At 59.9% G+C, this 25,569-nt stretch carries 28 protein-coding genes; 21 read left to right on the top strand and 7 right to left on the bottom strand.

Annotated elements, in window-relative coordinates; translation table 11 throughout:
- Window positions 1-100: 100 nt before the first annotated feature.
- Entirely contained in the window at window positions 101-652 is a 552-nt protein-coding gene (locus AAEZ05_RS22395) for an NUDIX hydrolase (RefSeq protein ID WP_045057734.1), read from the bottom strand.
- A 146-nt stretch (window positions 653-798) separates the two neighbouring features.
- Between AAEZ05_RS22395 and AAEZ05_RS22390 the strand changes: the two genes are divergently transcribed.
- The 5 genes from AAEZ05_RS22390 to purT all read left to right on the top strand — a co-directional run bounded on the left by AAEZ05_RS22390 (window position 799) and on the right by purT (window position 4,064).
- Window positions 799-1,398 carry a CoA pyrophosphatase gene (locus tag AAEZ05_RS22390; RefSeq protein ID WP_350648926.1) on the top strand — a complete coding sequence of 200 codons (600 nt, stop codon included), beginning with the start codon at window positions 799-801 and terminating at the stop codon, window positions 1,396-1,398.
- A gap of 53 nt (window positions 1,399-1,451) precedes the next feature.
- A complete protein-coding gene (locus AAEZ05_RS22385) occupies window positions 1,452-1,976 on the top strand; it encodes a gamma carbonic anhydrase family protein (protein WP_075946640.1) in 525 nt (174 codons plus the stop codon).
- Window positions 1,973-2,176, top strand: coding sequence for a DUF1289 domain-containing protein (locus tag AAEZ05_RS22380; RefSeq protein ID WP_205893960.1), 204 nt, complete (start codon window positions 1,973-1,975; stop codon window positions 2,174-2,176). The genes AAEZ05_RS22385 and AAEZ05_RS22380 overlap by 4 nt, the downstream gene beginning before the upstream one ends.
- A gap of 138 nt (window positions 2,177-2,314) precedes the next feature.
- Window positions 2,315-2,782, top strand: a complete 468-nt coding sequence (locus AAEZ05_RS22375; protein ID WP_045057738.1) for a VUT family protein — start codon at window positions 2,315-2,317, stop codon at window positions 2,780-2,782.
- Between the two features lie 100 nt (window positions 2,783-2,882).
- Window positions 2,883-4,064, top strand: a complete 1,182-nt coding sequence (gene purT, locus AAEZ05_RS22370) for a formate-dependent phosphoribosylglycinamide formyltransferase (RefSeq protein ID WP_350600821.1) — start codon at window positions 2,883-2,885, stop codon at window positions 4,062-4,064.
- A gap of 115 nt (window positions 4,065-4,179) precedes the next feature.
- On the opposite strand, the gene AAEZ05_RS22365 is transcribed toward purT, so the two are convergent.
- The 3 genes from AAEZ05_RS22365 to AAEZ05_RS22355 form a co-directional block, all read right to left on the bottom strand.
- On the bottom strand, window positions 4,180-5,496 hold the full coding sequence (locus AAEZ05_RS22365; protein WP_205893962.1) for an MFS transporter: 1,317 nt from the start codon (window positions 5,494-5,496) through the stop codon (window positions 4,180-4,182).
- A gap of 211 nt (window positions 5,497-5,707) precedes the next feature.
- Window positions 5,708-6,952, bottom strand: a complete 1,245-nt coding sequence (locus AAEZ05_RS22360; protein ID WP_350648924.1) for an HlyC/CorC family transporter — start codon at window positions 6,950-6,952, stop codon at window positions 5,708-5,710.
- A 12-nt stretch (window positions 6,953-6,964) separates the two neighbouring features.
- Entirely contained in the window at window positions 6,965-7,777 is an 813-nt protein-coding gene (locus AAEZ05_RS22355) for a cytochrome C assembly family protein (RefSeq protein ID WP_045059143.1), read from the bottom strand.
- Between the two features lie 195 nt (window positions 7,778-7,972).
- On the opposite strand from AAEZ05_RS22355, the gene ffh reads away from it, so the two are divergent.
- The 10 genes from ffh to AAEZ05_RS22305 all read left to right on the top strand — a co-directional run bounded on the left by ffh (window position 7,973) and on the right by AAEZ05_RS22305 (window position 17,044).
- Window positions 7,973-9,349 (top strand): signal recognition particle protein, encoded by a 1,377-nt coding sequence (gene ffh, locus AAEZ05_RS22350; RefSeq protein WP_007897558.1) that lies wholly within the window; start codon window positions 7,973-7,975, stop codon window positions 9,347-9,349.
- Between the two features lie 249 nt (window positions 9,350-9,598).
- The gene (rpsP, locus tag AAEZ05_RS22345) at window positions 9,599-9,850 is read left to right on the top strand and encodes a 30S ribosomal protein S16 (RefSeq protein WP_045059142.1); all 252 of its coding nucleotides are present in this window, start codon (window positions 9,599-9,601) and stop codon (window positions 9,848-9,850) included.
- Window positions 9,851-9,855: 5 nt separating this feature from the next.
- Window positions 9,856-10,392, top strand: coding sequence for a ribosome maturation factor RimM (gene rimM / locus AAEZ05_RS22340; RefSeq protein ID WP_008014731.1), 537 nt, complete (start codon window positions 9,856-9,858; stop codon window positions 10,390-10,392).
- Complete coding sequence (gene trmD / locus AAEZ05_RS22335) at window positions 10,374-11,147, top strand: tRNA (guanosine(37)-N1)-methyltransferase TrmD (RefSeq protein ID WP_154503229.1); 774 nt, start codon at window positions 10,374-10,376, stop codon at window positions 11,145-11,147. Before rimM ends, trmD begins: the two co-directional genes overlap by 19 nt.
- 45 nt (window positions 11,148-11,192) lie before the next feature.
- Complete coding sequence (gene rplS, locus AAEZ05_RS22330; protein ID WP_003175895.1) at window positions 11,193-11,543, top strand: 50S ribosomal protein L19; 351 nt, start codon at window positions 11,193-11,195, stop codon at window positions 11,541-11,543.
- A gap of 196 nt (window positions 11,544-11,739) precedes the next feature.
- A complete protein-coding gene (gene xerD / locus AAEZ05_RS22325; RefSeq protein ID WP_045059141.1) occupies window positions 11,740-12,636 on the top strand; it encodes a site-specific tyrosine recombinase XerD in 897 nt (298 codons plus the stop codon).
- 253 nt (window positions 12,637-12,889) lie between these two features.
- Window positions 12,890-13,621: a bifunctional protein-disulfide isomerase/oxidoreductase DsbC gene (dsbC, locus tag AAEZ05_RS22320; RefSeq protein WP_205893963.1), complete on the top strand. Its 732-nt coding sequence runs from the start codon at window positions 12,890-12,892 to the stop codon at window positions 13,619-13,621.
- Between the two features lie 133 nt (window positions 13,622-13,754).
- Window positions 13,755-15,059, top strand: coding sequence for a homoserine dehydrogenase (locus AAEZ05_RS22315; RefSeq protein WP_045059147.1), 1,305 nt, complete (start codon window positions 13,755-13,757; stop codon window positions 15,057-15,059).
- A gap of 66 nt (window positions 15,060-15,125) precedes the next feature.
- A complete protein-coding gene (gene thrC / locus AAEZ05_RS22310) occupies window positions 15,126-16,535 on the top strand; it encodes a threonine synthase (protein WP_045059139.1) in 1,410 nt (469 codons plus the stop codon).
- A 221-nt stretch (window positions 16,536-16,756) separates the two neighbouring features.
- Window positions 16,757-17,044: a DUF3509 domain-containing protein gene (locus tag AAEZ05_RS22305; RefSeq protein ID WP_045059146.1), complete on the top strand. Its 288-nt coding sequence runs from the start codon at window positions 16,757-16,759 to the stop codon at window positions 17,042-17,044.
- Window positions 17,045-17,301: 257 nt separating this feature from the next.
- Here the strand turns inward: AAEZ05_RS22305 and AAEZ05_RS22300 are convergent, their stop codons facing one another.
- Complete coding sequence (locus AAEZ05_RS22300) at window positions 17,302-17,436, bottom strand: hypothetical protein (RefSeq protein WP_269082889.1); 135 nt, start codon at window positions 17,434-17,436, stop codon at window positions 17,302-17,304.
- Window positions 17,417-18,616, bottom strand: a complete 1,200-nt coding sequence (locus AAEZ05_RS22295; RefSeq protein ID WP_045059138.1) for a CaiB/BaiF CoA transferase family protein — start codon at window positions 18,614-18,616, stop codon at window positions 17,417-17,419. The genes AAEZ05_RS22300 and AAEZ05_RS22295 overlap by 20 nt, the downstream gene beginning before the upstream one ends.
- A gap of 145 nt (window positions 18,617-18,761) precedes the next feature.
- Here AAEZ05_RS22295 and AAEZ05_RS22290 point away from each other — a divergent pair, with 145 nt between their 5' ends.
- The 3 genes from AAEZ05_RS22290 (at window position 18,762) to AAEZ05_RS22280 (ending at window position 22,506) form a co-directional block, all read left to right on the top strand.
- A complete protein-coding gene (locus AAEZ05_RS22290) occupies window positions 18,762-19,304 on the top strand; it encodes a YaeQ family protein (RefSeq protein ID WP_007897614.1) in 543 nt (180 codons plus the stop codon).
- A gap of 66 nt (window positions 19,305-19,370) precedes the next feature.
- Entirely contained in the window at window positions 19,371-21,080 is a 1,710-nt protein-coding gene (recJ, locus tag AAEZ05_RS22285) for a single-stranded-DNA-specific exonuclease RecJ (RefSeq protein WP_045059137.1), read from the top strand.
- A gap of 319 nt (window positions 21,081-21,399) precedes the next feature.
- Window positions 21,400-22,506 (top strand): NADH:flavin oxidoreductase/NADH oxidase, encoded by a 1,107-nt coding sequence (locus AAEZ05_RS22280; RefSeq protein ID WP_045059136.1) that lies wholly within the window; start codon window positions 21,400-21,402, stop codon window positions 22,504-22,506.
- A gap of 69 nt (window positions 22,507-22,575) precedes the next feature.
- On the opposite strand, the gene AAEZ05_RS22275 is transcribed toward AAEZ05_RS22280, so the two are convergent.
- Window positions 22,576-24,201, bottom strand: coding sequence for a glucan biosynthesis protein D (locus AAEZ05_RS22275; RefSeq protein WP_205893964.1), 1,626 nt, complete (start codon window positions 24,199-24,201; stop codon window positions 22,576-22,578).
- Window positions 24,202-24,590: 389 nt separating this feature from the next.
- Here AAEZ05_RS22275 and AAEZ05_RS22270 point away from each other — a divergent pair, with 389 nt between their 5' ends.
- The 3 genes from AAEZ05_RS22270 to AAEZ05_RS22260 all read left to right on the top strand — a co-directional run bounded on the left by AAEZ05_RS22270 (window position 24,591) and on the right by AAEZ05_RS22260 (window position 25,566).
- Entirely contained in the window at window positions 24,591-24,776 is a 186-nt protein-coding gene (locus AAEZ05_RS22270; protein WP_045061012.1) for a hypothetical protein, read from the top strand.
- A 137-nt stretch (window positions 24,777-24,913) separates the two neighbouring features.
- Window positions 24,914-25,165 carry an AbrB/MazE/SpoVT family DNA-binding domain-containing protein gene (locus tag AAEZ05_RS22265; RefSeq protein ID WP_045061013.1) on the top strand — a complete coding sequence of 84 codons (252 nt, stop codon included), beginning with the start codon at window positions 24,914-24,916 and terminating at the stop codon, window positions 25,163-25,165.
- Window positions 25,165-25,566: a type II toxin-antitoxin system VapC family toxin gene (locus AAEZ05_RS22260; protein WP_045061014.1), complete on the top strand. Its 402-nt coding sequence runs from the start codon at window positions 25,165-25,167 to the stop codon at window positions 25,564-25,566. Before AAEZ05_RS22265 ends, AAEZ05_RS22260 begins: the two co-directional genes overlap by 1 nt.
- The last annotated feature ends 3 nt before the right edge of the window (window positions 25,567-25,569 follow it).

Below are 25,569 nucleotides of genomic sequence, written 5' to 3'. Positions count from 1 at the left end.
TCCCTAAGAGGTGTTGCGACTATCTAATTGTAGGTGTTGCCTCAGGCTTGAGCCGCAGGCGGACGATCTTTTGCTTTTGCAAAAAATTTCACATTCCGAATCAAACAATAACCGGCTGGGCCAACGGCGGAATCGATTCCGACCGCACGGGGTAGACCTCCGACCGCCGGTCAGCGAAGAAGTATTCTAAAGTACGCCCCACCGTGCGGAAAGCCAGGTCTGACCAAGGGATGTCCGCTTCTTCAAAAAGCTGGACTTCGAGGCTTTCTATGCCTGCTGCGAAATCCAGGTCCACCAGTTCGGCGCGGTAGAACACATGCACCTGGCTGATGTGCGGCACGTCGATCAGTGTATAGATGCAGAGGTCGCGGACCCTGGCACAGGCTTCTTCGGCGGTTTCGCGAATGGCGGCCTGTTCGATGGTCTCGCCGTTCTCCATGAACCCGGCGGGCAGGGTCCAGTAGCCCAGTCGCGGCTCGATGGCCCGTCGGCACAACAATACCTTCGAGCCCCAGGTGGCCACGCAGCCGGCGACGATGTTGGGGTTCTGGTAGTGGATGGTGTGACAGCTGTCACAGACAAACCGCAGGCGCGAATCGCCCTCGGGAATGCGTTGTGTCACCGGGTTGCCGCACTGGCTGCAAAATTTCATGCTTGGGTTCCTGAATGCTGTGCCTATCTTGGCGTGCGGCGGTGTCGGTCGGCAAGTTGTCGTTTCGCGACAGACGGCCGTTCGGGGCTTGGGCGGTCGGTGTGATTGGTGCATGATGCAGGGTAAGGCACAGATCGAGATCACTCATGCTGGACGAGCTACTGCATCGGGTAAGCAACCACACGCCGCGAACCCTGGAAACCGACAAACGTTTTCCCGAGGCCGCCGTATTGGTGCCCATCACCCGCAGTGACGAACCGGAACTGGTTCTGACCCTGCGCGCCAGCGGGCTCTCGACCCATGGCGGCGAAGTGGCGTTTCCCGGAGGCCGCCGCGACCCTGAAGACCCGGACCTGATTTTCACCGCCCTGCGCGAAGCCGATGAAGAGATTGGCCTGCCACCCGGGCTGGTCGAGGTGATCGGGCCTCTGAGCCCGCTGATCTCGCTGCATGGCATCAAGGTCACGCCTTATGTCGGGGTGATCCCGGATTTTGTCGAGTATCGGGCCAACGATGCCGAGATCGCGGCAGTGTTCAGTGTACCGCTGGAGTTTTTTCGCGAGGACCCGCGCGAACACACCCACCGCATCGATTATCAGGGCCGCAGCTGGTATGTGCCGAGCTATCGTTACGGCGAGTACAAGATCTGGGGCCTGACGGCGATCATGATCGTCGAGTTGATCAACCTGCTGTATGACGCGAAAATCAGCCTGCACCAGCCGTCCAAAAGCTTTATCAATACCTGAAGCCATCATTCGTATGGCAATACCCGAGCCGGCCTGGCCCTGAGGACAACAAGATGAAATACCGCCTGGGCGACGCCCGAGTCGAAACCCACCCGCAGAGCTGGGTAGCCCCCAACGCCGTGCTGGTGGGCAAGGTCAAACTGGAAGAGGGCGCCAACGTCTGGTTCAACGCGGTGCTGCGTGGCGACAATGAATTGATCCTGATCGGCAAGAACAGCAACGTCCAGGACGGTACGGTGATGCACACCGACATGGGCTACCCGTTGACCATCGGTACCGGCGTGACTATTGGCCACAATGCCATGCTGCATGGCTGCACGGTCGGGGATTACAGTTTGATCGGCATTAATGCGGTGATTCTCAACGGCGCGAAAATCGGTAAAAACTGCATCATCGGTGCCAATTCGCTGATCGGCGAGGGCAAGGAAATTCCCGATGGCTCCCTGGTGATGGGCTCGCCGGGAAAAGTGGTGCGCGAGTTGACCGAACAGCAAAAGAAAATGCTCGAGGCCAGCGCTGCTCATTACGTGCACAACGCCCAGCGCTATGCCCGCGACCTGGCTGAGCAGGAAGAATGACCACTGCAGAACCACCGGTTCGCTCACCGTGCGTGAATGTCTGTGCGCTGGATGACGATGACCTCTGCACCGGTTGCCAGCGCACGGTCGAGGAGATCACGCGCTGGAGCCGGATGGATAATGACGAGCGGCGCAAGGTTTTGGGGCTTTGCCATGAAAGGGCGAAGTCCAGCGGGCTGGTGTGGATGCTTGGCAAGTAACTCCGGACATTCATCGCGCCCCTTGTAGGAGCGAGCTTGCTCGCGAAAACCTGAGGGCGCTGCGGGGTACCTGATTTTACGCGTAATCGTTAACGTCCTTCGCGAGCAAGCTCGCTCCTACAGGTGTCTTTTCGTCCCATGCTTTTTTTGATCGCCTACATCAGCAGCGTCGTGCTGATCAATTACGCCTTTTCCACCGCCCCGCACCTGGACATCATCTGGTCGGCCTGGGGTGGCCTGGTATTCGTGCTGCGCGACATGGTGCAAACGCGCTTTGGGCACGGCGCAATCATCGCCATGCTCGCCGCGCTGGTGTTGTCCTATGTCACCTCCGATCCATCCATCGCTCTCGCCAGTGCCACGGCGTTCGCGGTCTCCGAGTGCATTGACTGGCTGGTGTTCAGCATCACCAGGCGCCCGCTGCACGATCGCCTGTGGATAAGTTCGGCGCTGAGCATCCCCCTTGATACGTTCATCTTCTTTGGCATGATCGACGCGTTCACCCCAGCCGTGATCCTCACCGCCATGGCCTCGAAGTTCGCGGGCGTGACGGCCGTCTGGTTGATCATGGCGTGGCGCCTGCGCAAACAGGCTGTCGCCAGCTGAAGCCAAAACCGCAGGTTCATGTAAAATGCCGCGCTTTCTCCCCATGGGAAGCGCGCCTGGCGCTGCCTCCCTCGATGATCCGCTTCTTTGAGGACTTGAGATGACCCGTATCGGAACTCCATTGTCGCCGACCGCGACCCGCGTATTGCTGTGTGGCTGTGGCGAGTTGGGCAAGGAAGTGGTGATCGAGCTGCAACGCCTGGGCGTTGAAGTGATCGCGGTGGACCGTTATGCCAACGCACCCGCCATGCAAGTGGCGCATCGCAGCCACGTGATCAACATGCTCGACGGTGCCGCCCTGCGTGCGGTCATCGAAGCAGAAAAACCGCACTTCATCGTGCCGGAAATCGAAGCCATCGCGACCGCCACCCTGGTCGAACTGGAAGCCGAAGGTTTCACTGTGATCCCTACCGCGCGTGCCGCGCAGCTGACCATGAACCGCGAAGGCATTCGCCGCCTGGCAGCTGAAGAGCTGGACCTGCCCACTTCGCCGTACCACTTCGCCGACACTTTCGAGGATTACAGCAAGGCGGTCGAAGACCTCGGCTTCCCGTGTGTGGTCAAGCCAGTGATGAGCTCGTCAGGCAAGGGCCAAAGCCTGCTGCGCAGCGTCGATGACGTGAAGACCGCGTGGGACTACGCGCAAGAAGGTGGCCGTGCCGGCAAGGGGCGAGTGATCGTCGAGGGCTTCATCGATTTCGACTACGAAATCACCTTGCTCACCGTGCGCCACATCGGCGGCACCACGTTCTGTGCTCCGGTGGGGCATCGCCAGGAGAAGGGCGATTACCAGGAGTCCTGGCAGCCACAGGTCATGAGCCCGATCGCGCTGGCGGAGTCCGAGCGTGTCGCCAAAGCCGTGACCGAAGCCTTGGGTGGCCGCGGCCTGTTTGGCGTCGAGTTGTTCATCAAGGGCGACCAGGTGTGGTTCAGCGAAGTGTCGCCGCGTCCACACGACACGGGCCTTGTGACTCTGATTTCCCAGGACCTGTCGCAGTTCGCGCTGCACGCCCGGGCCATTCTTGGCCTGCCGATCCCGTTGATCCGTCAGTTCGGGCCTTCGGCTTCGGCGGTGATCCTGGTGGAAGGGCAGTCGACCCAGACGGCGTTCGCCAATCTTGGCGCTGCGCTGAGCGAGCCGGATACGGCGTTGCGGTTGTTCGGCAAGCCTGAGGTCAACGGCCAGCGCCGCATGGGCGTGGCGCTGGCGCGGGATGAGTCGATTGAAGCGGCTCGGGCGAAGGCTACCCGTGCTTCCCAGGCCGTCGTAGTAGAGCTCTAAACCGAGGCGCGGCATTCGCGGGCAAGCCCGCTCCCACATGGGATTGGGGTCGTACACACAATTTGTGGACAACCCGAAATCCTGTGGGAGCGAGCTTGCTCGCGATGGCGGTCTATCAGGCCACCCGATTCAAATCGTTATCGCGCGTTTCCTTCAAGCACAGCACCGCAATCAGGCTTAACACCGCCGCCCCCGACACATACCCCCCGACATAACTCAGCCCGCCCATCGCCACCAGCTTCTGCGCGAAGAACGGCGCCGCCGAGGCTCCGACGATGCCGCCCAGGTTGTAGGCCGCCGACGCGCCGGTGTAGCGCACATGGGTCGGAAACAGCTCGGGCAACAGCGCCCCCATCGGCGCAAACGTTACGCCCATCAGAAACAGCTCGATGCACAGGAACAGCGCAACGCCCCAGGTCGAACCCTGGGTCAGCAGCGGTTCCATCAGAAACCCCGACAAAATCGCCAGCACGCCGCCGACAATCAACACCGGTCTACGCCCGTAGCGGTCGCTGGCCAAGGCAGAGAGCGGCGTCGCGGCTGCCATGAACAGTACGGCGAAGCACAGCAGGGCCAGGAAGGTTTCGCGGGTGTAGCCCAGTGTCGATACGCCATAGCTCAGCGAAAACACGGTCGAGATGTAGAACAGCGCGTAGCAGACCACCATCGAACCGGCACCCAGCAACATCGGCGCCCAGTACTGGCTGAACAGCTCCACCAGGGGGATTTTCACCCGTTCCTGGCGCGCCATGGCATTGGCAAACACCGGGGTTTCGTGGAGTTTGAGGCGTACATACAGGCCCACCATGACCAGTGCCGCACTCAGCAGGAAGGGAATCCGCCAGCCCCACGAGCGGAACTGCTCGTCGCTCAGGGTCATCGCCAGGGTCAGGAACAGGCCGTTGGCAGCAAGAAAGCCGATCGAAGGCCCCAGTTGGGGAAACATGCCGAACCAGGCTCGTTTGCCTTTGGGCGCATTTTCCGTCGCCAGCAGTGCTGCGCCGCCCCATTCGCCGCCAAGCCCCAGGCCCTGGCCGAAGCGCAGGACGCAGAGCAGGATGGGCGCCCAGGCGCCGATGCTGGCGTAGCCCGGGAGTACGCCGATCAGCGTGGTGCACACGCCCATCAGCAATAGCGAGGCCACCAGGGTCGATTTGCGCCCGATGCGGTCGCCGAAATGGCCGAACAGCGCTGAACCCAGGGGCCTCGCCAGGAAGGCGATGCCGAAGGTCAGGAAGGCCGACAGCATTTGCGCAGTGCCGGAGGTCTGGGGGAAAAATACCGGACCGATCACCAGCGCCGCAGCGGTGGCATAGACATAGAAGTCGTAGAACTCGATGGCGGTGCCGATAAAGCTCGCCGTGGCCACCCGGGTGGCGGAGTTGGTGGGTTGTGCTGGCGTGGTTTCGCTGTAAGTCGTGCTGGTTGTCATGCGTTTATCCCTGACAGTCATGTGCCCCAGTGGAGCGAATTATTATGGTTGAACACCCAGGGATGTGGGTTTAACGCGGAGTGCGGGTAGCACTGGGGTGGGGCGGCGCTTGGGTAAGCGGCTCGATTATAGGAAGGTGGCTAACGATTCAACAAGAGGCAAAAAGATCGTCCGATCGCGGCCCGAGCCTTCGGACGATCTTTTTGGTTATCTAGCGCACGGCCACGACCGCAGGCACCGAGCTGGTGTGCCAGACCAGCACCTGGGTCACGCGGTTATCCTCGGTCTCGAGAATCTCCAGCCGATAACGGCCGATCTTCAGGCATACCGAGCTCTCCGGAATGGTCTCCAGGGCTTCGGTTACCAAGCCGTTGAGCGTCTTCGGCCCGTCGCTGGGCAGGTGCCAGCCCAGGCTCTTGTTCAGCTCACGAATCGACGCGGCGCCTTCGATCATCAGTCGGCCATCAGGCTGTGGATGAACGTGGGGGTTGTCCAGGCTGTGCTGGCTTTCAAACTCGCCAACGATTTCTTCGAGGATGTCTTCCAGGGTGACGATGCCGAGCACTTCGCCGTATTCGTCCACCACCATGCCCAAGCGTCGCTGTTGCTTGTGGAAGTTCAGCAGTTGCAGCTGCAGCGGCGTGCTCTCCGGCACGAAATAGGGCTCGTGACAGGCCGCCAGCAGCGCTTCGATCGTCAGGCTGGCATCGGCCAGCAGATGGCGGATCTGCCGGGTATTGAGCACCGCTTCAACCTGGTTGATATCGCTGTGGAACACCGGCAGGCGTGTGCGCCGGTTGTTGCGCAGCTGCTCGATGATCTCCTGGAGATCGTCGTCGAGGTTGATCCCGTCGACATCGCTGCGTGGCACCAGGATGTCGTTGACCGTGATGTTATCCAGCGCATGGATGCCCGCCAGCACGTGCGGGCGGCAGGATGCGTGTTCCTGGTCTTCGTGCCTATCCGAGGTGGCTTCGTCTTCGCTCTGCTGAACCACTTTGATTTTGCGAGCGAACGGGCGCATCAGCAATTGGCTGAGGCCATTGAGCAGCCAGGCGACTGGGTAGACGATTTTCAATGGCACGCCGAGCAAGGTGTTGCCCAGGCTCAGGACGGCATCTGGATAACGCACGGCGAGGGTCCGCGGCAGGTATTCGGCGAACACCAGCAGGATCGCGCCCGCGCCGAGGCACGCTGCCCAAGGGCCATTCTCGGCCCAGGTGAAGATCGCCAGCAGGGTGCTGATCACCATCACCAGCGCGCGGCACAGGGTATTACAAAGGATCAGGCTGTTGAGTGCGAAGCTCAGCCTGGCCACGGGCTTGTCGCTCGAGCGCGAAGCGGTGCGCTGGGCCAGCAGGTGCTGCTGCGCGACTTCAATGGCGGTGAACAGCCCCGACCACAAAATCAGCAGGGCGATCACTGCGAGCATCGGCCCTATGGGCAAGTCGTCCATTATTGCCGCCCGTCAGATGTGCAGAATGTATTCACGAACCAGCTTGCTGCCGAAGTAGGCCAGCATCAGCAGGCAGAAGCCGGCCAGGGTCCAGCGGATGGCCTTGTGTCCGCGCCAGCCGAGGCGATTGCGGCCCCACAGCAGCACGCTGAACACGATCCAGGCCAGGCAGGCCAGCAGGGTCTTGTGCACCAGGTGCTGGGCAAACAGGTTCTCGACGAACAGCCAGCCGGAAATCAGCGACAGCGACAGCAGCGTCCAGCCGGCCCAGAGGAAGCCGAAAAGCAGGCTTTCCATGGTTTGCAGCGGCGGGAAGTTCTTGATCAGGCCGGAGGGGTGCTTGTGCTTGAGCTGATGGTCCTGGACCAGCAGCAGCAACGCCTGGAACACCGCGATGGTGAACATTCCGTACGCCAGGATCGACAACAGGATATGCGCCAGGATACCCGGCGCTTCGTCGATGATCTGCACGGTGCCGGCGGGGGCGAATTGCGCGAGCAGCACCGTGGCGGCGCCCAGCGGGAACAGCAGGATCAGCAGGTTCTCCACCGGGATGCGCGAGCAGGCCAGCAGGGTCAGGGCAATGACCGCTGCAGCAATCAGGCTGGCGGCGCTGAAGAAATCCAGGCCCAGGCCGATCGGCGTCAACAGGTGGGTCAGCAGGCTGGCGCTGTGGGCCAGTACGGCCAGTACGCCGAGCGTGACCAGCAGGCGTTTGTTCGCCTTGGCGCCGGACGCCAGGCGAGTGCCCTGATATATGGTCGCAGCGGCATAGAGGCAGGCGGCGGCGAGGGTAGTTAGCAAGCTGGGTGACAAGGGGAGCATAAATCCTGTTAGGCAAGCCCGAAAGGCGCTGAGTTTGGCATAGAACCCTCATCACACGAAAGTGCGAGGTGTCCGCCAGACGCAGTCTTCGCTATAATCCGCGACCTGCCCACGCCGCAGGCTCGCCGAGCACATGTTTATTCCGGTCTGGGCCGCCATTATCCCGGTCTACACAGGGCCTGAAAGGATCGCGCAATGTTTGAAAACTTAACCGACCGTCTCTCGCAGACGCTGCGCCATGTTACCGGCAAGGCCAAGCTGACCGAAGACAACATCAAGGACACCCTGCGTGAAGTGCGCATGGCGCTGCTCGAGGCCGACGTGGCCTTGCCGGTGGTCAAGGACTTCGTCAATTCGGTCAAGGAACGTGCCGTCGGCACCGAAGTGTCACGCAGCCTGACCCCGGGCCAGGCGTTCGTGAAGATCGTCCAGGCCGAACTCGAAAGCCTGATGGGCGCGGCCAACGAAGACTTGAACCTGAGCGCCGTGCCGCCTGCTGTTGTGTTGATGGCCGGTTTGCAGGGTGCGGGTAAAACCACTACCGCCGGTAAACTTGCGCGCTTCCTTAAAGAGCGCAAGAAGAAGTCGGTGATGGTCGTGTCTGCGGACGTTTACCGTCCGGCAGCGATCAAGCAGCTGGAAATGCTTGCCGGCGAAGTGGGCGTGACCTTCTTCCCGTCCGACCTGAGCCAGAAGCCGGTCGAGATCGCGCAAGCCGCTATTAAAGAAGCAAAGCTCAAGTTCATTGATGTGGTCATTGTCGATACCGCCGGTCGCCTGCACATCGACGAAGAGATGATGGGCGAGATCAAGGCGCTGCACGCCGCGATCAACCCGGTTGAAACCCTGTTCGTGGTCGATGCCATGACCGGCCAGGACGCCGCCAATACGGCCAAGGCCTTCGGCGACGCATTGCCGCTGACCGGCGTTATCCTGACCAAGGTTGACGGCGACGCCCGTGGCGGTGCCGCACTGTCGGTCCGCGCCATCACCGGCAAGCCGATCAAGTTCATCGGTATGGGCGAGAAGAGCGAAGCGCTCGAGCCGTTCCACCCCGAGCGTATTGCTTCACGCATCCTTGGCATGGGCGACGTGCTCAGCCTGATCGAGCAGGCCGAACAGACCCTCGACAAGGACAAGGCCGACAAGCTGGCCAAGAAGCTGAAGAAGGGCAAGGGCTTCGATCTCGAAGACTTCCGCGATCAGTTGCAACAGATGAAGAACATGGGCGGCCTCGGCGGCCTCATGGACAAGCTGCCGAACATCGGCGGTGTGAACCTGGCGCAGATGGGTAATGCCCAGGGCGCGGCAGAGAAGCAATTCAAGCAGATGGAAGCCATCATCAATTCCATGACCCCGGCCGAGCGCCGCGACCCTGAGCTGATCAGCGGTTCGCGCAAGCGCCGGATCGCCATGGGTTCCGGCACCCAGGTGCAGGACATCGGTCGCTTGATCAAGCAGCACAAGCAGATGCAGAAGATGATGAAGAAATTCTCCGCCAAGGGCGGAATGGCCAAAATGATGCGCGGCATGGGCGGTATGTTGCCCGGCGGCGGCATGCCCAAGATGTAAAGAATCTGCGCAAGGGCTTGCCCTTGCGCTGCCCACAGCGATGTGGGATCAACAGCAAACCCGCACTTGGCGGGAGCTGACTGGCCGTTTTAAACGACGGCTCTATAGCAAATCTGCATGGCGTCCGATAGGCCGCCGGAAAAAGACATTTGCAAAAGTCCGGATATTCCTTAGAATATGCGGCCTTTCGGGCACCTATGCCCGCTGTGCCTTTAGATTTGCAGCACCGACTACAGGAACGATGTTCACATGCTAACAATCCGTCTTGCCCTTGGCGGCTCCAAAAAGCGCCCGTTTTACCACTTGACCGTAACCGACAGCCGCAACCCGCGCGACGGTTCGCACAAGGAACAGGTTGGTTTCTTCAACCCTGTTGCTCGTGGTCAAGAAGTCCGTCTGTCCGTGAACCAAGAGCGCGTAGCCTACTGGCTGAGCGTTGGTGCACAGCCTTCTGAGCGTGTTGCTCAGTTGCTGAAGGACTCGGCTAAGGCTGCGGCCTGAGCAATATGAACGCGACGCCTGCTGTTGCTGATGATTTGATCGTTATCGGCAAGATCTACTCTGTTCATGGCGTTCGCGGCGAAGTGAAGGTGTATTCCTTTACTGATCCGACTGAAAACCTGTTGCAGTACAAAACCTGGACGCTCAAGCGCGAAGGCAATGTGAAACAGGTTGAGCTGGTCAGTGGACGCGGGAACGACAAGTTCCTGGTCGCAAAGCTCAAAGGTCTTGATGACCGTGAAGAAGCTCGTCTTCTGGCCGGTTATGAGATCTGTGTGCCGCGCAACCTGTTCCCTGAATTGACCGACGGCGAGTACTACTGGTACCAGCTCGAAGGTCTGAAGGTTATTGATCAACTGGGGCAATTGCTCGGGAAGATCGATCATCTTCTGGAAACCGGCGCCAATGATGTAATGGTGGTCAAGCCTTGCGCTGGCAGCCTGGACGATCGCGAACGCCTGTTGCCCTATACGGAGCAATGCGTGTTGGCCGTTGACCTTGCCGCAGGCGAGATGAAGGTGGAATGGGATGCGGACTTCTAAGCGTGGCTAACTTGCGCGTAGAAGTGATCAGTTTGTTTCCCGAGATGTTCTCCGCCATCAGCGAGTACGGCATCACCAGTCGTGCGGTGAAACAGGGGCTGTTGCAGCTCACCTGTTGGAATCCGCGAGACTACACGACGGATCGACATCACACTGTGGACGATCGCCCATTTGGCGGTGGCCCGGGCATGGTGATGAAGATCAAGCCCCTGGAAGATGCTCTGGTTCAGGCCAAGGCAGCAGCCGGGGAGGCGGCGAAGGTGATTTACCTGTCCCCCCAAGGCCGTCAACTGACACAGTCGGCGGTACGCGAGTTGGCGAATTTGGATGCATTGATCCTGATTGCCGGCCGCTATGAAGGCATTGACGAGCGTTTTATAGAGGCTCATGTCGATGAAGAGTGGTCGATTGGCGACTATGTACTGTCTGGCGGCGAGCTGCCGGCGATGGTCCTGATCGATGCGGTTACACGACTGCTGCCTGGAGCTTTAGGGCATGCGGACTCCGCCGAGGAAGATTCCTTTACGGATGGTTTGCTGGATTGCCCGCACTACACCCGACCTGAGGTGTATGCGGATCAGCGTGTTCCCGACGTGTTGCTAAGTGGCAATCACGCGCATATCCGGCGTTGGCGTTTACAGCAGTCCCTTGGTAGGACCTTTGAACGACGCGCCGATCTTCTGGAAAGCCGCTCGCTTTCTGGAGAAGAGAAGAAGCTGCTCGAGGAATACATCCGCGAGCGGGACGATAGTTAACAACGTATCGATGGTAAGTCCGTTGATTTACCTTAGGAGCACAGCATGACTAACAAAATCATCCTTGCACTCGAAGCAGAGCAGATGACCAAAGAGATCCCTACCTTTGCCCCGGGCGACACCATTGTCGTTCAGGTGAAAGTGAAGGAAGGCGACCGTTCGCGTCTGCAAGCGTTCGAAGGTGTTGTAATCGCCAAGCGTAACCGCGGCGTAAACAGTGCTTTCACCGTTCGTAAAATCTCCAACGGTGTTGGCGTAGAGCGTACTTTCCAGACCTACAGCCCGCAAATCGACAGCATGGCCGTTAAACGTCGCGGTGACGTACGTAAAGCCAAGCTGTACTACCTGCGTGACCTGTCCGGTAAAGCAGCTCGCATCAAGGAAAAACTGGCTTAAGTCCAGCTTCCGATGCAAAAAAAGCAGCCTGCGGGCTGCTTTTTTGTTGCCTGCGATTTACGGGTGGGAGCGTGCGATGCGGCCATCCGACTTGCACGCGAATCGATCGACCAGGCAGCGCGTTGACATCAGGTTCTATAAACCCCCAGCAGTCTATGAAAGACTTACCGACAGTTTATCTGTCACCTGAGCCTTTATGCCCGCCATCGAACATCCATTGATAGACCAATTCCTCGACGCGTTGTGGCTGGAGAAAGGCCTGTCGGACAACACGCGCGATGCGTATCGCAGTGACCTGGCCTTGTTCAACGGCTGGCTGCAGGAGAAGGGCCTGGAGTTGATCAACGCCGGCCGCGAGTTGATCCTCGATCACCTGGCCTGGCGCCTGGAGCAGAACTACAAGCCACGGTCCACGGCGCGGTTCCTCTCGGGAGTGCGTGGCTTTTATCGCTATTTGCTGCGGGAAAAGTTGATCGCTGTCGACCCGACCTTGCGTATCGACATGCCGCAACTCGGCAGGCCATTGCCCAAATCCTTGTCAGAGGCCGATGTCGAGGCGCTGTTGAAAGCGCCGGACCTGAGCGAGGCCATCGGCCAGCGCGACCGCGCCATGCTCGAGGTGCTGTATGCCTGTGGCTTGCGGGTAACGGAGCTGATCAGCCTGACCCTGGAGCAGGTCAACCTGCGCCAGGGCGTGCTGCGGGTGATGGGCAAGGGCAGCAAGGAGCGGCTGGTGCCGATGGGGGAGGAGGCGATTGTCTGGATCGAGCGCTACATGCGCGACGCTCGAAGCGAGTTGCTCGGCGGGCGTCCCAGTGATGTGCTGTTTCCCAGCCTGCGCGGTGAACAGATGACCCGCCAGACGTTCTGGCATCGCATCAAGCACCAGGCGAAGGTGGCCGGTATCGGCAAGTCGCTGTCGCCGCACACCCTGCGCCACGCGTTTGCTACGCACCTGCTCAACCACGGCGCTGACCTGCGGGTGGTGCAGATGTTGCTCGGCCACAGCGACCTGTCGACCACCCAGATCTACACCCACGTCGCCCGTGCCCGCCTGCAGGACCTGCACGCCAAACACCATCCCAGAGGCTAGACACAATCCCTGTGGGAGCGGGCTTGCCCGCGAATGCGATATGTCGGCCAGCATCAGTATTGAATGTGCCGGCCCCTTCGCGGGCAAGCCCGCTCCCACAGGTTCGGCGTTGGCCCCAAGTCTTGCGTCAGGCGCATTCGGCCCCACGAGCCTTATGTGGTAGGCTTTGCCGGTTTGCACGGTGGGCGGTTGTGACCCGGTGCCTTGGCACGGGCGTTCTGATCGTCCCATTTGTCCGCCTTCAGGAGTTCTCATGCGTCTGACCCAGATTTTCGCCGCCGCAGCCATTGCGTTGGTCAGCACCTTTGCCGTCGCCGATGACGCGGCCGATAAAGCCATTCGTAAAAGCCTGGAGAACCTCCAGCTTGAGGTTCCGGTAGAAAGCATCTCCGCCAGCCCCCTGGCAGGCCTGTACGAAGTCAGATTGCAGGGCAGCCGGGTGCTCTATGCCAGCGCCGATGGCCAGTACGTGGTTCAGGGCTACCTGTTCCAGCTCAAGGACGGCAAGCCGGTCAACCTGACCGAAAAAACCGAGCGCCTGGGCGTCTCCAAGCTGGTCAATGCCATTCCGGTCGCTGAAACCGTGGTCTACCCGGCCATCGGCGAAACCAAGTCGCACATCACCGTATTTACCGACACCACCTGCCCGTACTGCCACAAGCTGCACGCCGAAGTGCCTGAGCTGAACAAGCGTGGCATCGAAGTGCGTTATGTCGCGTTCCCGCGCCAGGGCCTGGGCTCGCCGGGCGACGAACAGCTGCAGGCGGTCTGGTGCTCCAAGGACAAGAAAGCGGCCATGGACAAGATGGTCGATGGTAAGGAAATCAAGGCCGCCAAGTGCGAGAACCCGGTTTCCAAGCAGTTCGCGCTCGGTCAGTCGATCGGCGTGAACGGTACACCGGCTATCGTTTTGGCTGATGGCCAGGTCATTCCGGGCTACCAGCCTGCGCCACAAGTCGCCAAACTGGCGCTGGGCGCGAAGTAAATTCGCATCGTCACGGTCAGCCTTTGACGATCATGGTCCGGCGGCAGTTGCGTCGGGCCATTAATAGAGAACCGCGAGCATGCGGTTGTTTTCACGGCCGACCTTGCGTCGGCCGTTTTATGGGGAGTTCACAGTGAAACCGGTCAAAGTAGGCATCTGTGGGTTAGGAACCGTCGGTGGCGGTACCTTCAACGTACTTCAGCGCAACGCCGAGGAAATTGCTCGTCGTGCCGGGCGTGGGATCGAAGTGGCACAAATTGCCATGCGCACGCCAAAGCCTCAGTTCCAAACGACCGGTATTGCGATTACCAACGATGTCTTCGAAGTGGCCACGAACCCTGAGATCGACATCGTCATAGAGCTGATGGGCGGCTACACCGTTGCCCGCGAGCTGGTACTCAAGGCCATCGAGAATGGCAAGCATGTGGTCACCGCGAACAAGGCACTGATTGCCGTTCACGGTAACGAAATCTTCGCCAAGGCACGCGAGAAAGGCGTGATCGTGGCGTTCGAAGCAGCAGTGGCCGGTGGCATCCCGGTGATCAAGGCCATCCGTGAAGGCCTCTCGGCCAACCGCATCAATTGGGTCGCCGGTATCATCAATGGCACTGGCAACTTCATCCTCACGGAAATGCGCGAGAAGGGTCGCACCTTCGAAGACGTGCTCGCCGAGGCGCAGGCACTGGGTTACGCCGAAGCCGATCCGACTTTCGACGTCGAAGGCATCGATGCAGCCCACAAACTGACGATCCTGGCCTCCATCGCGTTCGGCATTCCGCTGCAATTCGACAAGGCCTACACCGAAGGCATCACCAAGCTGACCACCGCTGACGTGAACTACGCCGAAGCGCTGGGCTATCGCATCAAGCACCTGGGTGTCGCCCGTAGCACTGCAGCGGGTATCGAGTTGCGCGTGCACCCGACGCTGATTCCGGCCGATCGCCTGATCGCCAACGTCAATGGTGTGATGAACGCTGTGATGGTCAACGGTGATGCCGCCGGTTCGACCCTGTTCTATGGCGCGGGTGCCGGCATGGAGCCGACTGCATCGTCGGTGATCGCCGACCTGGTGGACGTGGTTCGCGCCATGACCTCCGACCCGGAGAATCGTGTGCCGCACCTGGCCTTCCAGCCGGACTCGCTGTCGGCCCACCCGATCCTGCCGATCGAAGCTTGCGAAAGTGCCTACTACCTGCGGATTCAAGCCAAGGACCACCCGGGCGTACTGGCCCAGGTGGCGAGCATCCTGTCGGAGCGCGGCATCAACATCGAATCGATCATGCAAAAAGAAGTCGAAGAGCATGACGGCCTGGTGCCGATGATCCTGCTGACTCACCGTGTGCTGGAACAGCACATGAATGATGCTATCGCTGCCCTGGAAGCCTTGGCGGGCGTGGTCAGTCCGGTTGTACGGATCCGCGTCGAGCACCTGAACTAAGCCGTTATCGTTCACCGGGCTCGCGTGCGGGCCCGGGTTTGCGAACACTGTCTATTGGAGCCAGTCATGCGTTATATCAGTACCCGCGGCCAGGCACCGGCCCTGAATTTCGAAGATGTCCTGCTGGCCGGTCTCGCCACCGACGGCGGTCTGTACGTCCCGGAAAACCTGCCACGTTTCACCCAGGAAGAAATCGCTTCCTGGGCCGGCCTGCCGTATCACGAACTGGCTTTCCGGGTGATGCGCCCGTTCGTGACCGGCAGCATTCCCGATGCGGATTTCAAGAAGATCCTGGAAGAAACCTACGGCGTGTTTTCGCACAGCGCCGTGGCGCCGCTGCGTCAGTTGAACGGCAACGAGTGGGTTCTGGAACTGTTCCACGGCCCGACCCTGGCGTTCAAGGACTTCGCCCTGCAGCTGCTCGGGCGTCTGCTCGACTACGTGCTGGAAAAACGCGGTGAGCGCGTGGTGATCGTCGGTGCAACTTCCGGCGACACCGGCTCGGCCGCCATCGAAGGCTGCAAGCACTGCGAAAACGTCGACATCTTCATCCTGCACCCGCACAACCGCGTGTCCGAAGTACAGCGTCGGCAGATGACCACCATCTTCGGCGAGAACATCCACAACATCGCCATTGAAGGCAACTTCGACGACTGCCAGGAAATGGTCAAGGCCAGCTTCGCTGACCAGAGCTTCCTCAAAGGCACTCGCCTGGTGGCCGTGAACTCGATCAACTGGGCGCGGATCATGGCCCAGATCGTTTACTACTTCCACGCGTCCCTGCAGTTGGGCGGGCCGGCCCGTTCGGTATCGTTCTCGGTGCCTACCGGTAACTTCGGCGACATCTTCGCCGGCTACCTGGCGCGCAACATGGGCCTGCCGATCAACCAGTTGATCGTCGCCACCAACCGCAACGACATCCTCCACCGCTTCATGAGCGGCAACCAGTACGTCAAGGAAACCCTGCACGCCACGCTGTCGCCGTCGATGGACATCATGGTTTCGTCGAACTTCGAACGCCTGCTGTTTGACTTGCACGGTCGTAACGGTGCGGCGATTGCCGGGCTGATGGACAGCTTCAAGCAAGGTGGCGGTTTCAGCGTCGAAGAAGAACGCTGGAGCGAAGCGCGCAAGCTGTTCGACTCCCTGGCCGTGGACGACGCACAAACGTGCGAAACCATTGCCGAAGTCTACGAACAGACTGGCGAGTTGCTCGACCCGCACACCGCGATCGGCGTCAAGGCCGCCCGCGAGTGCCGTCGCAGCCTGGACATCCCGATGGTGATCCTGGGCACCGCGCACCCGGTCAAGTTCCCGGATGCGGTGCTGAAGGCCGGCGTCGGCAAGGCCCTGGAACTGCCGGTGCACCTGACCGACCTGTTCGAGCGCGATGAGCGCTGCACCGTGCTGCCCAATGACCTGAAAGCCGTCCAGGCGTTCGTCAGCCAGCATGGCAATCGCGGTAAACCGCTGTAAGGGTCAAAGCCTCGAACTGAAAAGCCCGTCTTCTGACGGGCTTTTTTGTTCATGCACTGCGCCGCTGTTTTTTTCCTGTCATCTTCGTCATGCATGCTTCAACTAGCAGAGGCGTCGACGTCCCTGCGGATACCATTCAGAACTTTCTTCTGAGGCCGATGGTCATTTACAGTAGACCTGCCCCAGGCACTTTGTTTTCGGACTAATGAGTGGTGATCGATTTGGAAAGTATCAGTCTATTGCTCGCAGAGGCGCTGAGCCCGTATCAAGTTACGCTGACCCCATCGGGTCTGCACGGTGAATGCCTGGTGACTCTGAAGAGTTCAACCGGCGCGATCGTGGTCGAACGGGCTTTCAACCAGGCTCAGTTGAGCGACAAGCGCTTGCTCACGGACGTGGTCGACGGTTTACGCCGCGACTTGATGATTGCCGAAGGTCGTCTGGAACCTTGTGTTATCGCGGCGTTGCGCAACGCTGCACAGGACAAGCTGCTCGCCAGTCGAAATTGAATTGCATCTTGCGGGAACCTAATCCCGGGATCGCCAGTCAGAGTATGTAACAGCAGGAACAAGCATTGTGCTCCGGTGCTTGCGGCTTGCTGTTACTGGTCTTTATGTAGGCCACGTTTAACCCCGAGTCGTCTCCCCACTTCTCGGGGTTTCTTTTTGCCTGCGATTTGTCACGGCAGCGCCGGGTGCTGGAAAAATGCTCGAGTGTCCTTCAGGCTGCCGGTGGCCACATTGCCATGGTGGAAGGCGCGCAGCACCTAGATCAGCGTGTCCCTGGCCTGCGCGAGGTTGGGCGAGACCAGCCCGGCCAGTAACGCAGGAGCCGCCAGGGCCAGGCGGTTGTGCGGGGCGGGTGGCAACAGACGTTTGAGGTTAAATGGCTCCGTCTTCACGCAGTTTGGTGATCTGGGCCTGGTCGTAGCCAAGGTCGTTGAGTACCTGCGAGTTGTGTTCGCCCAGTTGGGGGCCGACCCATTCTGCGGATCCCGGGGTCTCGGAGAGTTTTGGGACGATCCCGGGCATCTTGAAGTCTTTGCCATCTGGCAGTTTGGCCTGGAGGAACATCTCCCGGGCCAGGTATTGCGGGTCCGCGAACATGTCTTCGGCACTGAAGATTCGGCTGGCCGGTACTTCGGCCTGATTCAGTTGCTCGATGATGGCGTCCAGGGGCAGTGAGTTGGCCCAGCGGTCGATGACCCCGTAGAGCTCGTCGCGCCGGGTATCGCGCCCGTCGTTGCTGGCCAGGATTGGGTCATTGGCCAGGTCCTCGCGGCCGATGATCAGCATGAAGCGCTTGAAGATCGCATCGCCGTTGGCGCCGATCTGCACGTGCTTGCCGTCGGCGCTGGTGTGGATCGAGGAGGGCGTGATGCCCGGCATGATGTTGCCGGTACGTTCGCGGATGAAGCCGAACACGTCGAACTCCGGCACCATGCTTTCCATCATGGCGAAGATCGCTTCATACAATGCCACGTCGACTACCTGGCCCTGGCCACCGTTGACCTCACGATGACGCAACGCCATCAGCGCGCCGATCACGCCCCAGAGGGCGGCGATCGAGTCACCAATGGAAATGCCGGTGCGCACGGGGGGGCGATCCTCGAAGCCGGTGATGTAACGCAGACCGCCCATGGACTCGCCAACCGCACCAAACCCTGGCTGATCTTTCATTGGCCCGGTCTGGCCGAATCCCGACAGCCGCACCATCACCAGCTTGGGGTTCAAGGCGTGCAGGACATCCCAGCCCAGGCCAAGCTTTTCCAGGACGCCGGGGCGGAAATTCTCGATGAGGATGTCTGCTTCGCCGAGCAGCTTTTTCAGGACGGCCAGGCCCTCGGGGTGCTTGAGGTTCAGCGTCAGGGACTTTTTATTGCGCGCCTGGACGAACCACCACAGCGAGGTGCCTTCATAGATTTTGCGCCATTTGCGCAAGGGATCACCGCCATCGGGCGATTCGACCTTGATCACCTCAGCGCCGAACTCGCCGCAAATCCGCGACGCAAAGGGCCCGGCGATCAGGGTGCCCAATTCGATGACTTTCAGACCTGAGAGCGGTTTGGCGGTGAACGGCATGCTGGATCCTGTAGGACAAGGGCTGGCTGGTAGAGCGTTTTAGCATAGCCCGGTGTCAGTCGCCCAAGGTTCATCGCTACAATTCGTTGATTGGTGGTCGCATCGGTTAGACTTGCCGCCTTTCCTCGTATCAAGAAGCCCGTTCATGGCCCAGCCGTCCACGACCTACAAGTTTGAACTGAACCTTACCGACCTCGACCGCAGCGTTTACGAGAGCGTGAAGCAGACCATCGCCCGTCACCCTTCGGAAACTGAAGAGCGCATGACTGTGCGACTGCTGGCCTACGCCTTCTGGTACAACGAACAGCTGTCTTTCGGTCGCGGTCTGTCGGACGTAGATGAGCCTGCCCTGTGGGAAAAGAGCCTGGACGATCGCGTTCTGCACTGGATCGAAGTCGGCCAGCCAGACGCCGATCGCCTGACCTGGTGCTCGCGTCGCACCGAGCGCACCAGCCTGCTGGCCTACGGCAGCCTGCGGGTCTGGGAAACCAAGGTGATCCCGGCGATCAAGAACCTGAAAAACGTGCACATCGCTGCTGTTCCGCAGGAAGTTCTCGAGACCCTGGCCAAGGACATGCCCCGCGTCATCAAGTGGGACGTGATGATCAGCGAAGGGACAATTTTTGTCACCGACGACCGTGGTCAGCACGAAGTCCAGCTGCAGTGGCTGAGCGGCGAACGCGGCTGATTGGCCTCGGCCTGTCGCGATAATCGGTTTTTTTCCCAAGTATTCAAGAGAAGCACCCGTCACCCCATGCGCATCGAACCTCGCCAGCTGCCCGACATCCTGCCTTTTCTCGGTGATATCCCGCCCCTGTTGACCCGCTTGTACGCGGCACGGGGCGTGCAGTCCGAGGCCGAACTGGACAAGAGCCTGGCGCGGCTGATCCCGTTCCAGCAACTCAAGGGCATCGACGCAGCGGTGGAGTTGCTGGTGACTGCCCTGGAGCAGCGCCAGCGCATCCTGATCGTTGGCGACTTCGATGCCGATGGCGCGACCGCCAGCACTGTAGGCGTGCTGGGGCTGCGCCTGCTGGGCGCCGCCCACGTCGACTATCTGGTGCCCAACCGTTTTGAGTACGGCTACGGCCTGACGCCGGAAATCGTCGAAGTGGCGTTGACCCGGACCCCGCAGTTGCTGATCACCGTGGACAACGGCATCTCCAGCGTTGAAGGCGTCGCGGCGGCGAAAAAGGCCGGGCTGCAGGTGCTGGTCACCGATCACCACTTGCCCGGCGATGAGTTGCCGCTGGCCGATGCCATCGTCAATCCGAATCAGCCAGGGTGCACTTTCCCGAGCAAGGCGCTGGCGGGTGTCGGGGTGATTTTCTACGTGCTGATGGCCCTGCGGGCGCGGTTGCGCGACCTCGGCTGGTATGCGACCAAACCGCAGCCGAACATCGGTGAATTGCTGGACCTGGTGGCGCTGGGCAGCGTCGCCGACGTGGTGCCCCTGGATGCCAATAACCGGATCCTGGTGCATCAGGGCCTTGAGCGGATTCGCGCCGGGCGCGCGCGGCCAGGGGTCAAGGCGATTCTCGAAGTGGCCAAGCGCGACCACGCCCGCATCACCTCCACCGACCTCGGTTTCATCGTCGGCCCGCGCTTGAACGCGGCGGGGCGACTGGATGACATGAGCCTGGGCATTGAGTGCCTGCTGACCGACAGCCAGGCCCTGGCCCGGGAAATGGCCGTGCAGCTCGACGGCATGAACCAGGACCGTAAATCCATCGAGCAGGGCATGCAGCGCGAGGCGCTGGCCCAGCTCAAGGATCTGCCGGTGGAGTCCATGCCGTTCGGTTTGTGCCTGTTCGATCCCGAGTGGCACCAAGGCGTGATCGGCATCCTCGCGTCGCGGATGAAGGAGCGTTACTTCCGTCCGACCATCGCTTTTGCCGATGCCGGTGATGGCCTGCTCAAGGGTTCGGGGCGCTCGGTGCAGGGGTTTCACATCCGTGACGCCTTGAGCGTGGTGGCGGCGCAGCATCCGACACTGATCAGCAAGTATGGTGGCCATGCCATGGCGGCGGGTCTGACCCTGCCCGAGGAAAATTTCCCGTTGTTCGCCGAAGCGTTTGACGCTGAAGTGCGTCGACAACTGCGCGAAGAGGACCTGACTGGCCGCCTGCTGTCGGACGGCACCCTGGCGGTCGAGGAGTTTCACCTGGAACTGGCCCGGGCCCTGCGTCATGCCGGCCCATGGGGTCAGCATTTCCCCGAGCCGCTGTTTCACGGAGTGTTCCAGCTGGTGGAGCAGCGTGTGGTCGGTGAACGTCACCTCAAGGTGGTGCTCAGGAGCGAGTGCGGCTCGGTGAAACTCGATGGCATCGCCTTCGGGGTCGATCGCGACATCTGGCCCAATCCGACCATCAAGTGGGTGGAGCTGGCGTACAAGCTCGACCTCAACGAATTCCGTGGCAACGAAACCGTGCAGTTGATGATTGCCCACATCGAACCGCGTTGAGCCCATCGCGAGCAGGCTCGCTCCCACAGGATTTGTGTCCATCAAGTGACCAGTATGGGCAGGCTGGAACCGGGGTTTGTGAGCTCCACATGTCCAGTGTGTGAGCGAGCCTGCTCGCGATTCGATCTTTCTGACACCCATTACATCTGAACCCTCCCCGATCCCCCGTTGTCGACTAGGCTCTAAGCACTGCTTGATTTTCCTTGTGACGTCTTGTCGAATTTTTTGCCCGCGGGGGCGGGTGCTGCATCTCTTTACTGTCACTCGTCGACTTTCAAACAGAACCCTGGAGCCTGCCCACTGATTTGAGAGGTGCCCCATGAGTCTGCTGCTTGAACCCTACACGCTGCGCCAGCTAACCCTGCTCAACCGCATCGCGGTATCACCCATGTGCCAATATTCGAGCGTCGATGGCCTGGCCAATGACTGGCATCTGGTTCACCTTGGCAGCCGCGCGGTGGGTGGCGCTGGCCTGATTTTTACCGAAGCCACGGCCATCACCGCCGATGGCCGTATCACTGCTGAAGACCTTGGCCTGTGGAATGACGAACAGATCGAACCCTTGCAACGCATTACCCGCTTTATCGCCGCCCAGGGCGCGGTGGCGGGCATTCAGCTGGCGCACGCCGGGCGCAAGGCCAGCACTTATCGGCCGTGGCTCGGCAAGCACGGCAGCGTAAAACCGGACGACGGCGGCTGGGTGCCTGTCGGCCCTTCGCCAATCGCCTTCGACCCGCAACACACCCAGCCCACGCAGCTGGATGAGGGGGCCATCGCCGACATCGTCCAGGCCTTTGTCGATTCGGCAAAACGCGCCCTGGTGGCCGGTTTCAAAGTGGTGGAGGTACATGCTGCCCATGGTTACCTGCTGCATCAATTCCTGTCGCCGCTGAGCAACCAGCGTCGGGATCAATATGGCGGGTCGTTCGAGAATCGCATTCGCCTGGTGCTTCAGGTGACTGAAGCGGTAAGGGCGGTGTGGCCGCAAGAGCTGCCGCTGTTTGTGCGAGTGTCGGCCACCGACTGGGTGGAAGATGGCTGGAACCCGGATGAGACCGTCGAGCTCGCGCGCCGCCTGCAGGCACTGGGGGTGGACCTGATTGACGTGTCTTCGGGAGGGACCGCGGTCAACGCGGAAATTCCGATCGGCCCGGGTTACCAGACCCGCTTCGCCGAGCGAGTGCGCAAGGAGTCAGGCATCGCAACGGGTACTGTAGGAATGATCACCGAACCTGCGCAAGCTGAGCACATCCTGCGCACGTGCCAGGCGGATATCATTTTCCTGGCGCGGGAGCTGTTGCGAGATCCGTATTGGCCGCTGCATGCCGATGATGACCTGGGAGGTCGCAAGGCCGTCTGGCCCGCGCAATATCAGCGGGCTACGCATCGGGATCAGCCGATTCATGAGTCGGATTTACGCGACTGAATGAGGCTGTAAAAACAAAAAGCCCCGGCCGGTTGGGTCGGGGCTTTTTAACGTTTGATTTTTGCTACATCAGGTGTACTTGCGCTTGTCCGGCGCAGGCGGGAAGTACTGATACAGCCAGGTCTCGCTCAAGGTCCGGTCATTGGTACGGATGAACAACCGCAGCTCCACCGGCTCTACGCTGTCGTTGGTCGGGTACCAGTCAAAGAGAATGCGAAAACCCTTGATGTCATCCAGCACCAGCACGCTGAAGTCCTTCACCTCGCCATTCGAACACGTCACCACCGGCTCGATCCCGGTGCCCTCCGGCAGGCGATCCAGACCGCCGCCATTGAAGTCCACGGCAAACCGTCGCGCCCAGACTTGCGGGTAATGCTCGCCCGGCGCCCAGCCCTCGGTGAAGCCGCCCATGCCCGAGCGGGTCGCATTGACTCGCGCCAGTGGCGTGCCCACCGGTGGCAAGGCGCTCCAGTAGAGCTTGTAGCCGTAGTTCATCGAGTCCCCGGCGGCCACAGGTTTCTTCGGCGTCCAGAACGCGACAATGTTATCCAGAGTCTCGCCGGTCGTAGGAATTTCCAGCAAATCGATAGAGCCTTCGCCCCATGAGGTTGTAGGTTCTACCCACAGGCTTGGACGCTTGCTGTACCAGTCGACAGTGTCCTGGTAACTGGCGAACTCGTGATCGGTCTGCACCAGGCCGAAGCCCTTGGGGTCGGTGTCGGCAAATGCGTTGAATTGCAGGGTCGCCGGGTTGTTCAGTGGCCGGCAGATCCACTCGCCATTGCCGCGCCACATGGACAGTCGATCGGAGTCGTGAATCTGCGGATGAATGGTGTCGCACATGCGCCGCTCATGGGTGCCGCAGCTGAACATGCTGGTCATCGGCGCAATGCCCAGTTGTTCGATGGCGGTGCGGGCGTTGATGTAAGCGTCCACGGCCATGACCACCTGAGTGGCCTGGCAGTCTATATCGAACCGATAAGCACCGGTGGCGCTCGGCGAGTCCAGCAGGGCGTAGACCACAAAACGGGTGCTGTTCTTGTCCGGGGTCTCGAACCAGAACTTGGTGAAATCGGGGAATTCCTCACGCTTTTTGGCGTAGGTGTCGATCGCCAGGCCGCGTGCCGACAAGCCGTACTGGCCAGTCGCGTCGACTGCACGGAAATAACTGGCGCCCAGGAATGACAACACGTCGTGCCGATCCAGCTCGGGTGCCTTGAACAACTTGAATCCAGAGAACCCCAGGTCGCCCTTGAGTTGCTGGGTGTCGACCGTGGTTTTCTCGTAATTGAACAGGGAAGGGCGGAAATGCACTTCACGGGCCTGACGCGTCTTGGGATCGACGCTGTACATGCGCACGGGCTGCTTGAACCCCATGCCGACGTGGAAGAACTGCACGTCGAGCTGACCGTTGAGGTCATTCCACAGCGAGTGATCAGCGTCGTAACGGATTGCATTGAAATTTTGCGGCGTCATGGTCGCCAGGGTCGGCGGCAGCACCTGCTTGGTGTCCTGGTAGCGATTGCCGGCAAGTTGCTTGGCCTGGATCTTCAGTGTTTCGAAGTCGAACGCCTGGGCATCGCCATCGGCTGTGCCATTAGCGGCCCAAGCCCGGGATGCCAGCAGTCCGGTAGCGGACAAGCCAGTGTAGGCCGCAATGGCCATGGACGCTTTGAGCAAATTCCTGCGGTGCATAAGTAAACCTGTCGTGAACAATCCCGCGCCGTTCCTGGCACGTGCTGGATCAAAAATAGGGTTCGGACATGCCTTCGGCCAAACGCAACGGACTCTAAACAGATGCCATTTAGCTTAAACCGTTCGGTAGCAGAGCAAAATTGATTGATGGCATTAGGACAGTTCGGCAATGAAACAAAAAATGTCGGTTAACTTTTCTGACAGACCGTTCTGAATTTGAGGGCATTTCTGCTGTTTTCGACTAATTACTCTAAAAACTGCTTTTCAGCGCTGATTAACTTTCTATTCTATGGGCATGACCGGTTTCTGCCCTTCAGGCCGGTGGCTGCACAATTGGATAGGGGCGATGGGTATTTTGGTTTTCTCTTACATATGGAAGGACATCGTCCATGGCGAAAGTACAAGGCATTACCGAAATGTTAGGAATCTTTCCTTGCTTCAATGTCAGTCGTCGAAGGCGTCGATTGAGTTCGGATGAAATGAAACTGGTGGAGCAATACCGCGACCTGTCGGAAAGCGACAGGATCGCCATGCGTTACCTCGTGGATGCGATGCGAACCGTGTCGCGTTTTTGATGAGAATGGGATCGGCCGCGACGGGAGTTGCGGCCGAATCCTCTGAACGATGAGAATTTTCCTACGATCAGTGGCGGTTGCAGTCTCGAGAGCTAAGTATTACTTTCTGAGATCTGGTAATACTTCTGGAGCGCAATATGACGACGAGAATGACGAGCAAGGGGCAGGTAACGATTCCCAAGCCCATCCGCGACGCACTATGTCTTCTGCCTGGTTCGGCCATCGAGTTCAGTGTTAACGCCCAAGGCGAAGTGGTACTGCATAGTTGCAAACCAAAAGCTGATCCTGCCAAATCAGTCATTCCGGACCGGTTTGAAGCGGCGCGTGGCAAGGCCGATATCAAATGGAATACCGACGAGTTGATGGCATTGCTGCGAGGTGAGGACTGATGATATTGGTCGACACGAACGTGTTGATTGATGTCCTGGAAGACGACCCTGTCTGGGCTGATTGGTCTATACAACAGCTACGCGCTCAATCCCAGATCCATGAGTTGGCCATCAATCCAATAATCTACGCCGAACTGTCCCATACATTTACCACGTTCGAAGCGCTGGATGATGCGGTGACTCTGCTCGGTTTGGAGATGCAGGAAGTCCCACGTCCCGCATTGTTTTTGGCCGCAAAGGCTTTTGTTCGCTATAGGAAAGTAGGGGGCGGAAAAAGTAACGTGTTAGCGGATTTTTTCATCGGTGCGCATTCCGCTGTGAAAGAGCTTCCGTTGCTGACTCGTGATGCCAAGCGTTACCGCAGCTATTTTCCTTCGGTTGAACTGATAGTGCCGACGTGAGCC

Source organism: Pseudomonas sp. HY13-MNA-CIBAN-0226 (assembly GCF_040310305.1).
Classification (GTDB): domain Bacteria; phylum Pseudomonadota; class Gammaproteobacteria; order Pseudomonadales; family Pseudomonadaceae; genus Aquipseudomonas; species Aquipseudomonas gregormendelii.
Note: the sequence above shows the minus strand (reverse complement) of the source record. Positions and strands in the feature narration are given on the sequence as shown.

Excerpts from the sequence above, each read along its gene's own strand:
- AAEZ05_RS22395 (WP_045057734.1), bottom strand. The coding sequence starts at position 652 with ATGAAATTTTGCAGCCAGTGCGGCAACCCGGTGACACAACGCATTCCC.
- AAEZ05_RS22390 (WP_350648926.1), top strand. The coding sequence starts at position 799 with ATGCTGGACGAGCTACTGCATCGGGTAAGCAACCACACGCCGCGAACC.
- AAEZ05_RS22385 (WP_075946640.1), top strand. The coding sequence starts at position 1,452 with ATGAAATACCGCCTGGGCGACGCCCGAGTCGAAACCCACCCGCAGAGC.
- AAEZ05_RS22380 (WP_205893960.1), top strand. The coding sequence starts at position 1,973 with ATGACCACTGCAGAACCACCGGTTCGCTCACCGTGCGTGAATGTCTGT.
- AAEZ05_RS22375 (WP_045057738.1), top strand. The coding sequence starts at position 2,315 with ATGCTTTTTTTGATCGCCTACATCAGCAGCGTCGTGCTGATCAATTAC.
- purT (WP_350600821.1), top strand. The coding sequence starts at position 2,883 with ATGACCCGTATCGGAACTCCATTGTCGCCGACCGCGACCCGCGTATTG.
- AAEZ05_RS22365 (WP_205893962.1), bottom strand. The coding sequence starts at position 5,496 with ATGACAACCAGCACGACTTACAGCGAAACCACGCCAGCACAACCCACC.
- AAEZ05_RS22360 (WP_350648924.1), bottom strand. The coding sequence starts at position 6,952 with ATGGACGACTTGCCCATAGGGCCGATGCTCGCAGTGATCGCCCTGCTG.
- AAEZ05_RS22355 (WP_045059143.1), bottom strand. The coding sequence starts at position 7,777 with ATGCTCCCCTTGTCACCCAGCTTGCTAACTACCCTCGCCGCCGCCTGC.
- ffh (WP_007897558.1), top strand. The coding sequence starts at position 7,973 with ATGTTTGAAAACTTAACCGACCGTCTCTCGCAGACGCTGCGCCATGTT.
- rpsP (WP_045059142.1), top strand. The coding sequence starts at position 9,599 with ATGCTAACAATCCGTCTTGCCCTTGGCGGCTCCAAAAAGCGCCCGTTT.
- rimM (WP_008014731.1), top strand. The coding sequence starts at position 9,856 with ATGAACGCGACGCCTGCTGTTGCTGATGATTTGATCGTTATCGGCAAG.
- trmD (WP_154503229.1), top strand. The coding sequence starts at position 10,374 with ATGGGATGCGGACTTCTAAGCGTGGCTAACTTGCGCGTAGAAGTGATC.
- rplS (WP_003175895.1), top strand. The coding sequence starts at position 11,193 with ATGACTAACAAAATCATCCTTGCACTCGAAGCAGAGCAGATGACCAAA.
- xerD (WP_045059141.1), top strand. The coding sequence starts at position 11,740 with ATGCCCGCCATCGAACATCCATTGATAGACCAATTCCTCGACGCGTTG.
- dsbC (WP_205893963.1), top strand. The coding sequence starts at position 12,890 with ATGCGTCTGACCCAGATTTTCGCCGCCGCAGCCATTGCGTTGGTCAGC.
- thrC (WP_045059139.1), top strand. The coding sequence starts at position 15,126 with ATGCGTTATATCAGTACCCGCGGCCAGGCACCGGCCCTGAATTTCGAA.
- AAEZ05_RS22295 (WP_045059138.1), bottom strand. The coding sequence starts at position 18,616 with ATGCCGTTCACCGCCAAACCGCTCTCAGGTCTGAAAGTCATCGAATTG.
- AAEZ05_RS22290 (WP_007897614.1), top strand. The coding sequence starts at position 18,762 with ATGGCCCAGCCGTCCACGACCTACAAGTTTGAACTGAACCTTACCGAC.
- recJ (WP_045059137.1), top strand. The coding sequence starts at position 19,371 with ATGCGCATCGAACCTCGCCAGCTGCCCGACATCCTGCCTTTTCTCGGT.
- AAEZ05_RS22280 (WP_045059136.1), top strand. The coding sequence starts at position 21,400 with ATGAGTCTGCTGCTTGAACCCTACACGCTGCGCCAGCTAACCCTGCTC.
- AAEZ05_RS22275 (WP_205893964.1), bottom strand. The coding sequence starts at position 24,201 with ATGCACCGCAGGAATTTGCTCAAAGCGTCCATGGCCATTGCGGCCTAC.
- AAEZ05_RS22270 (WP_045061012.1), top strand. The coding sequence starts at position 24,591 with ATGGCGAAAGTACAAGGCATTACCGAAATGTTAGGAATCTTTCCTTGC.
- AAEZ05_RS22265 (WP_045061013.1), top strand. The coding sequence starts at position 24,914 with ATGACGACGAGAATGACGAGCAAGGGGCAGGTAACGATTCCCAAGCCC.
- AAEZ05_RS22260 (WP_045061014.1), top strand. The coding sequence starts at position 25,165 with ATGATATTGGTCGACACGAACGTGTTGATTGATGTCCTGGAAGACGAC.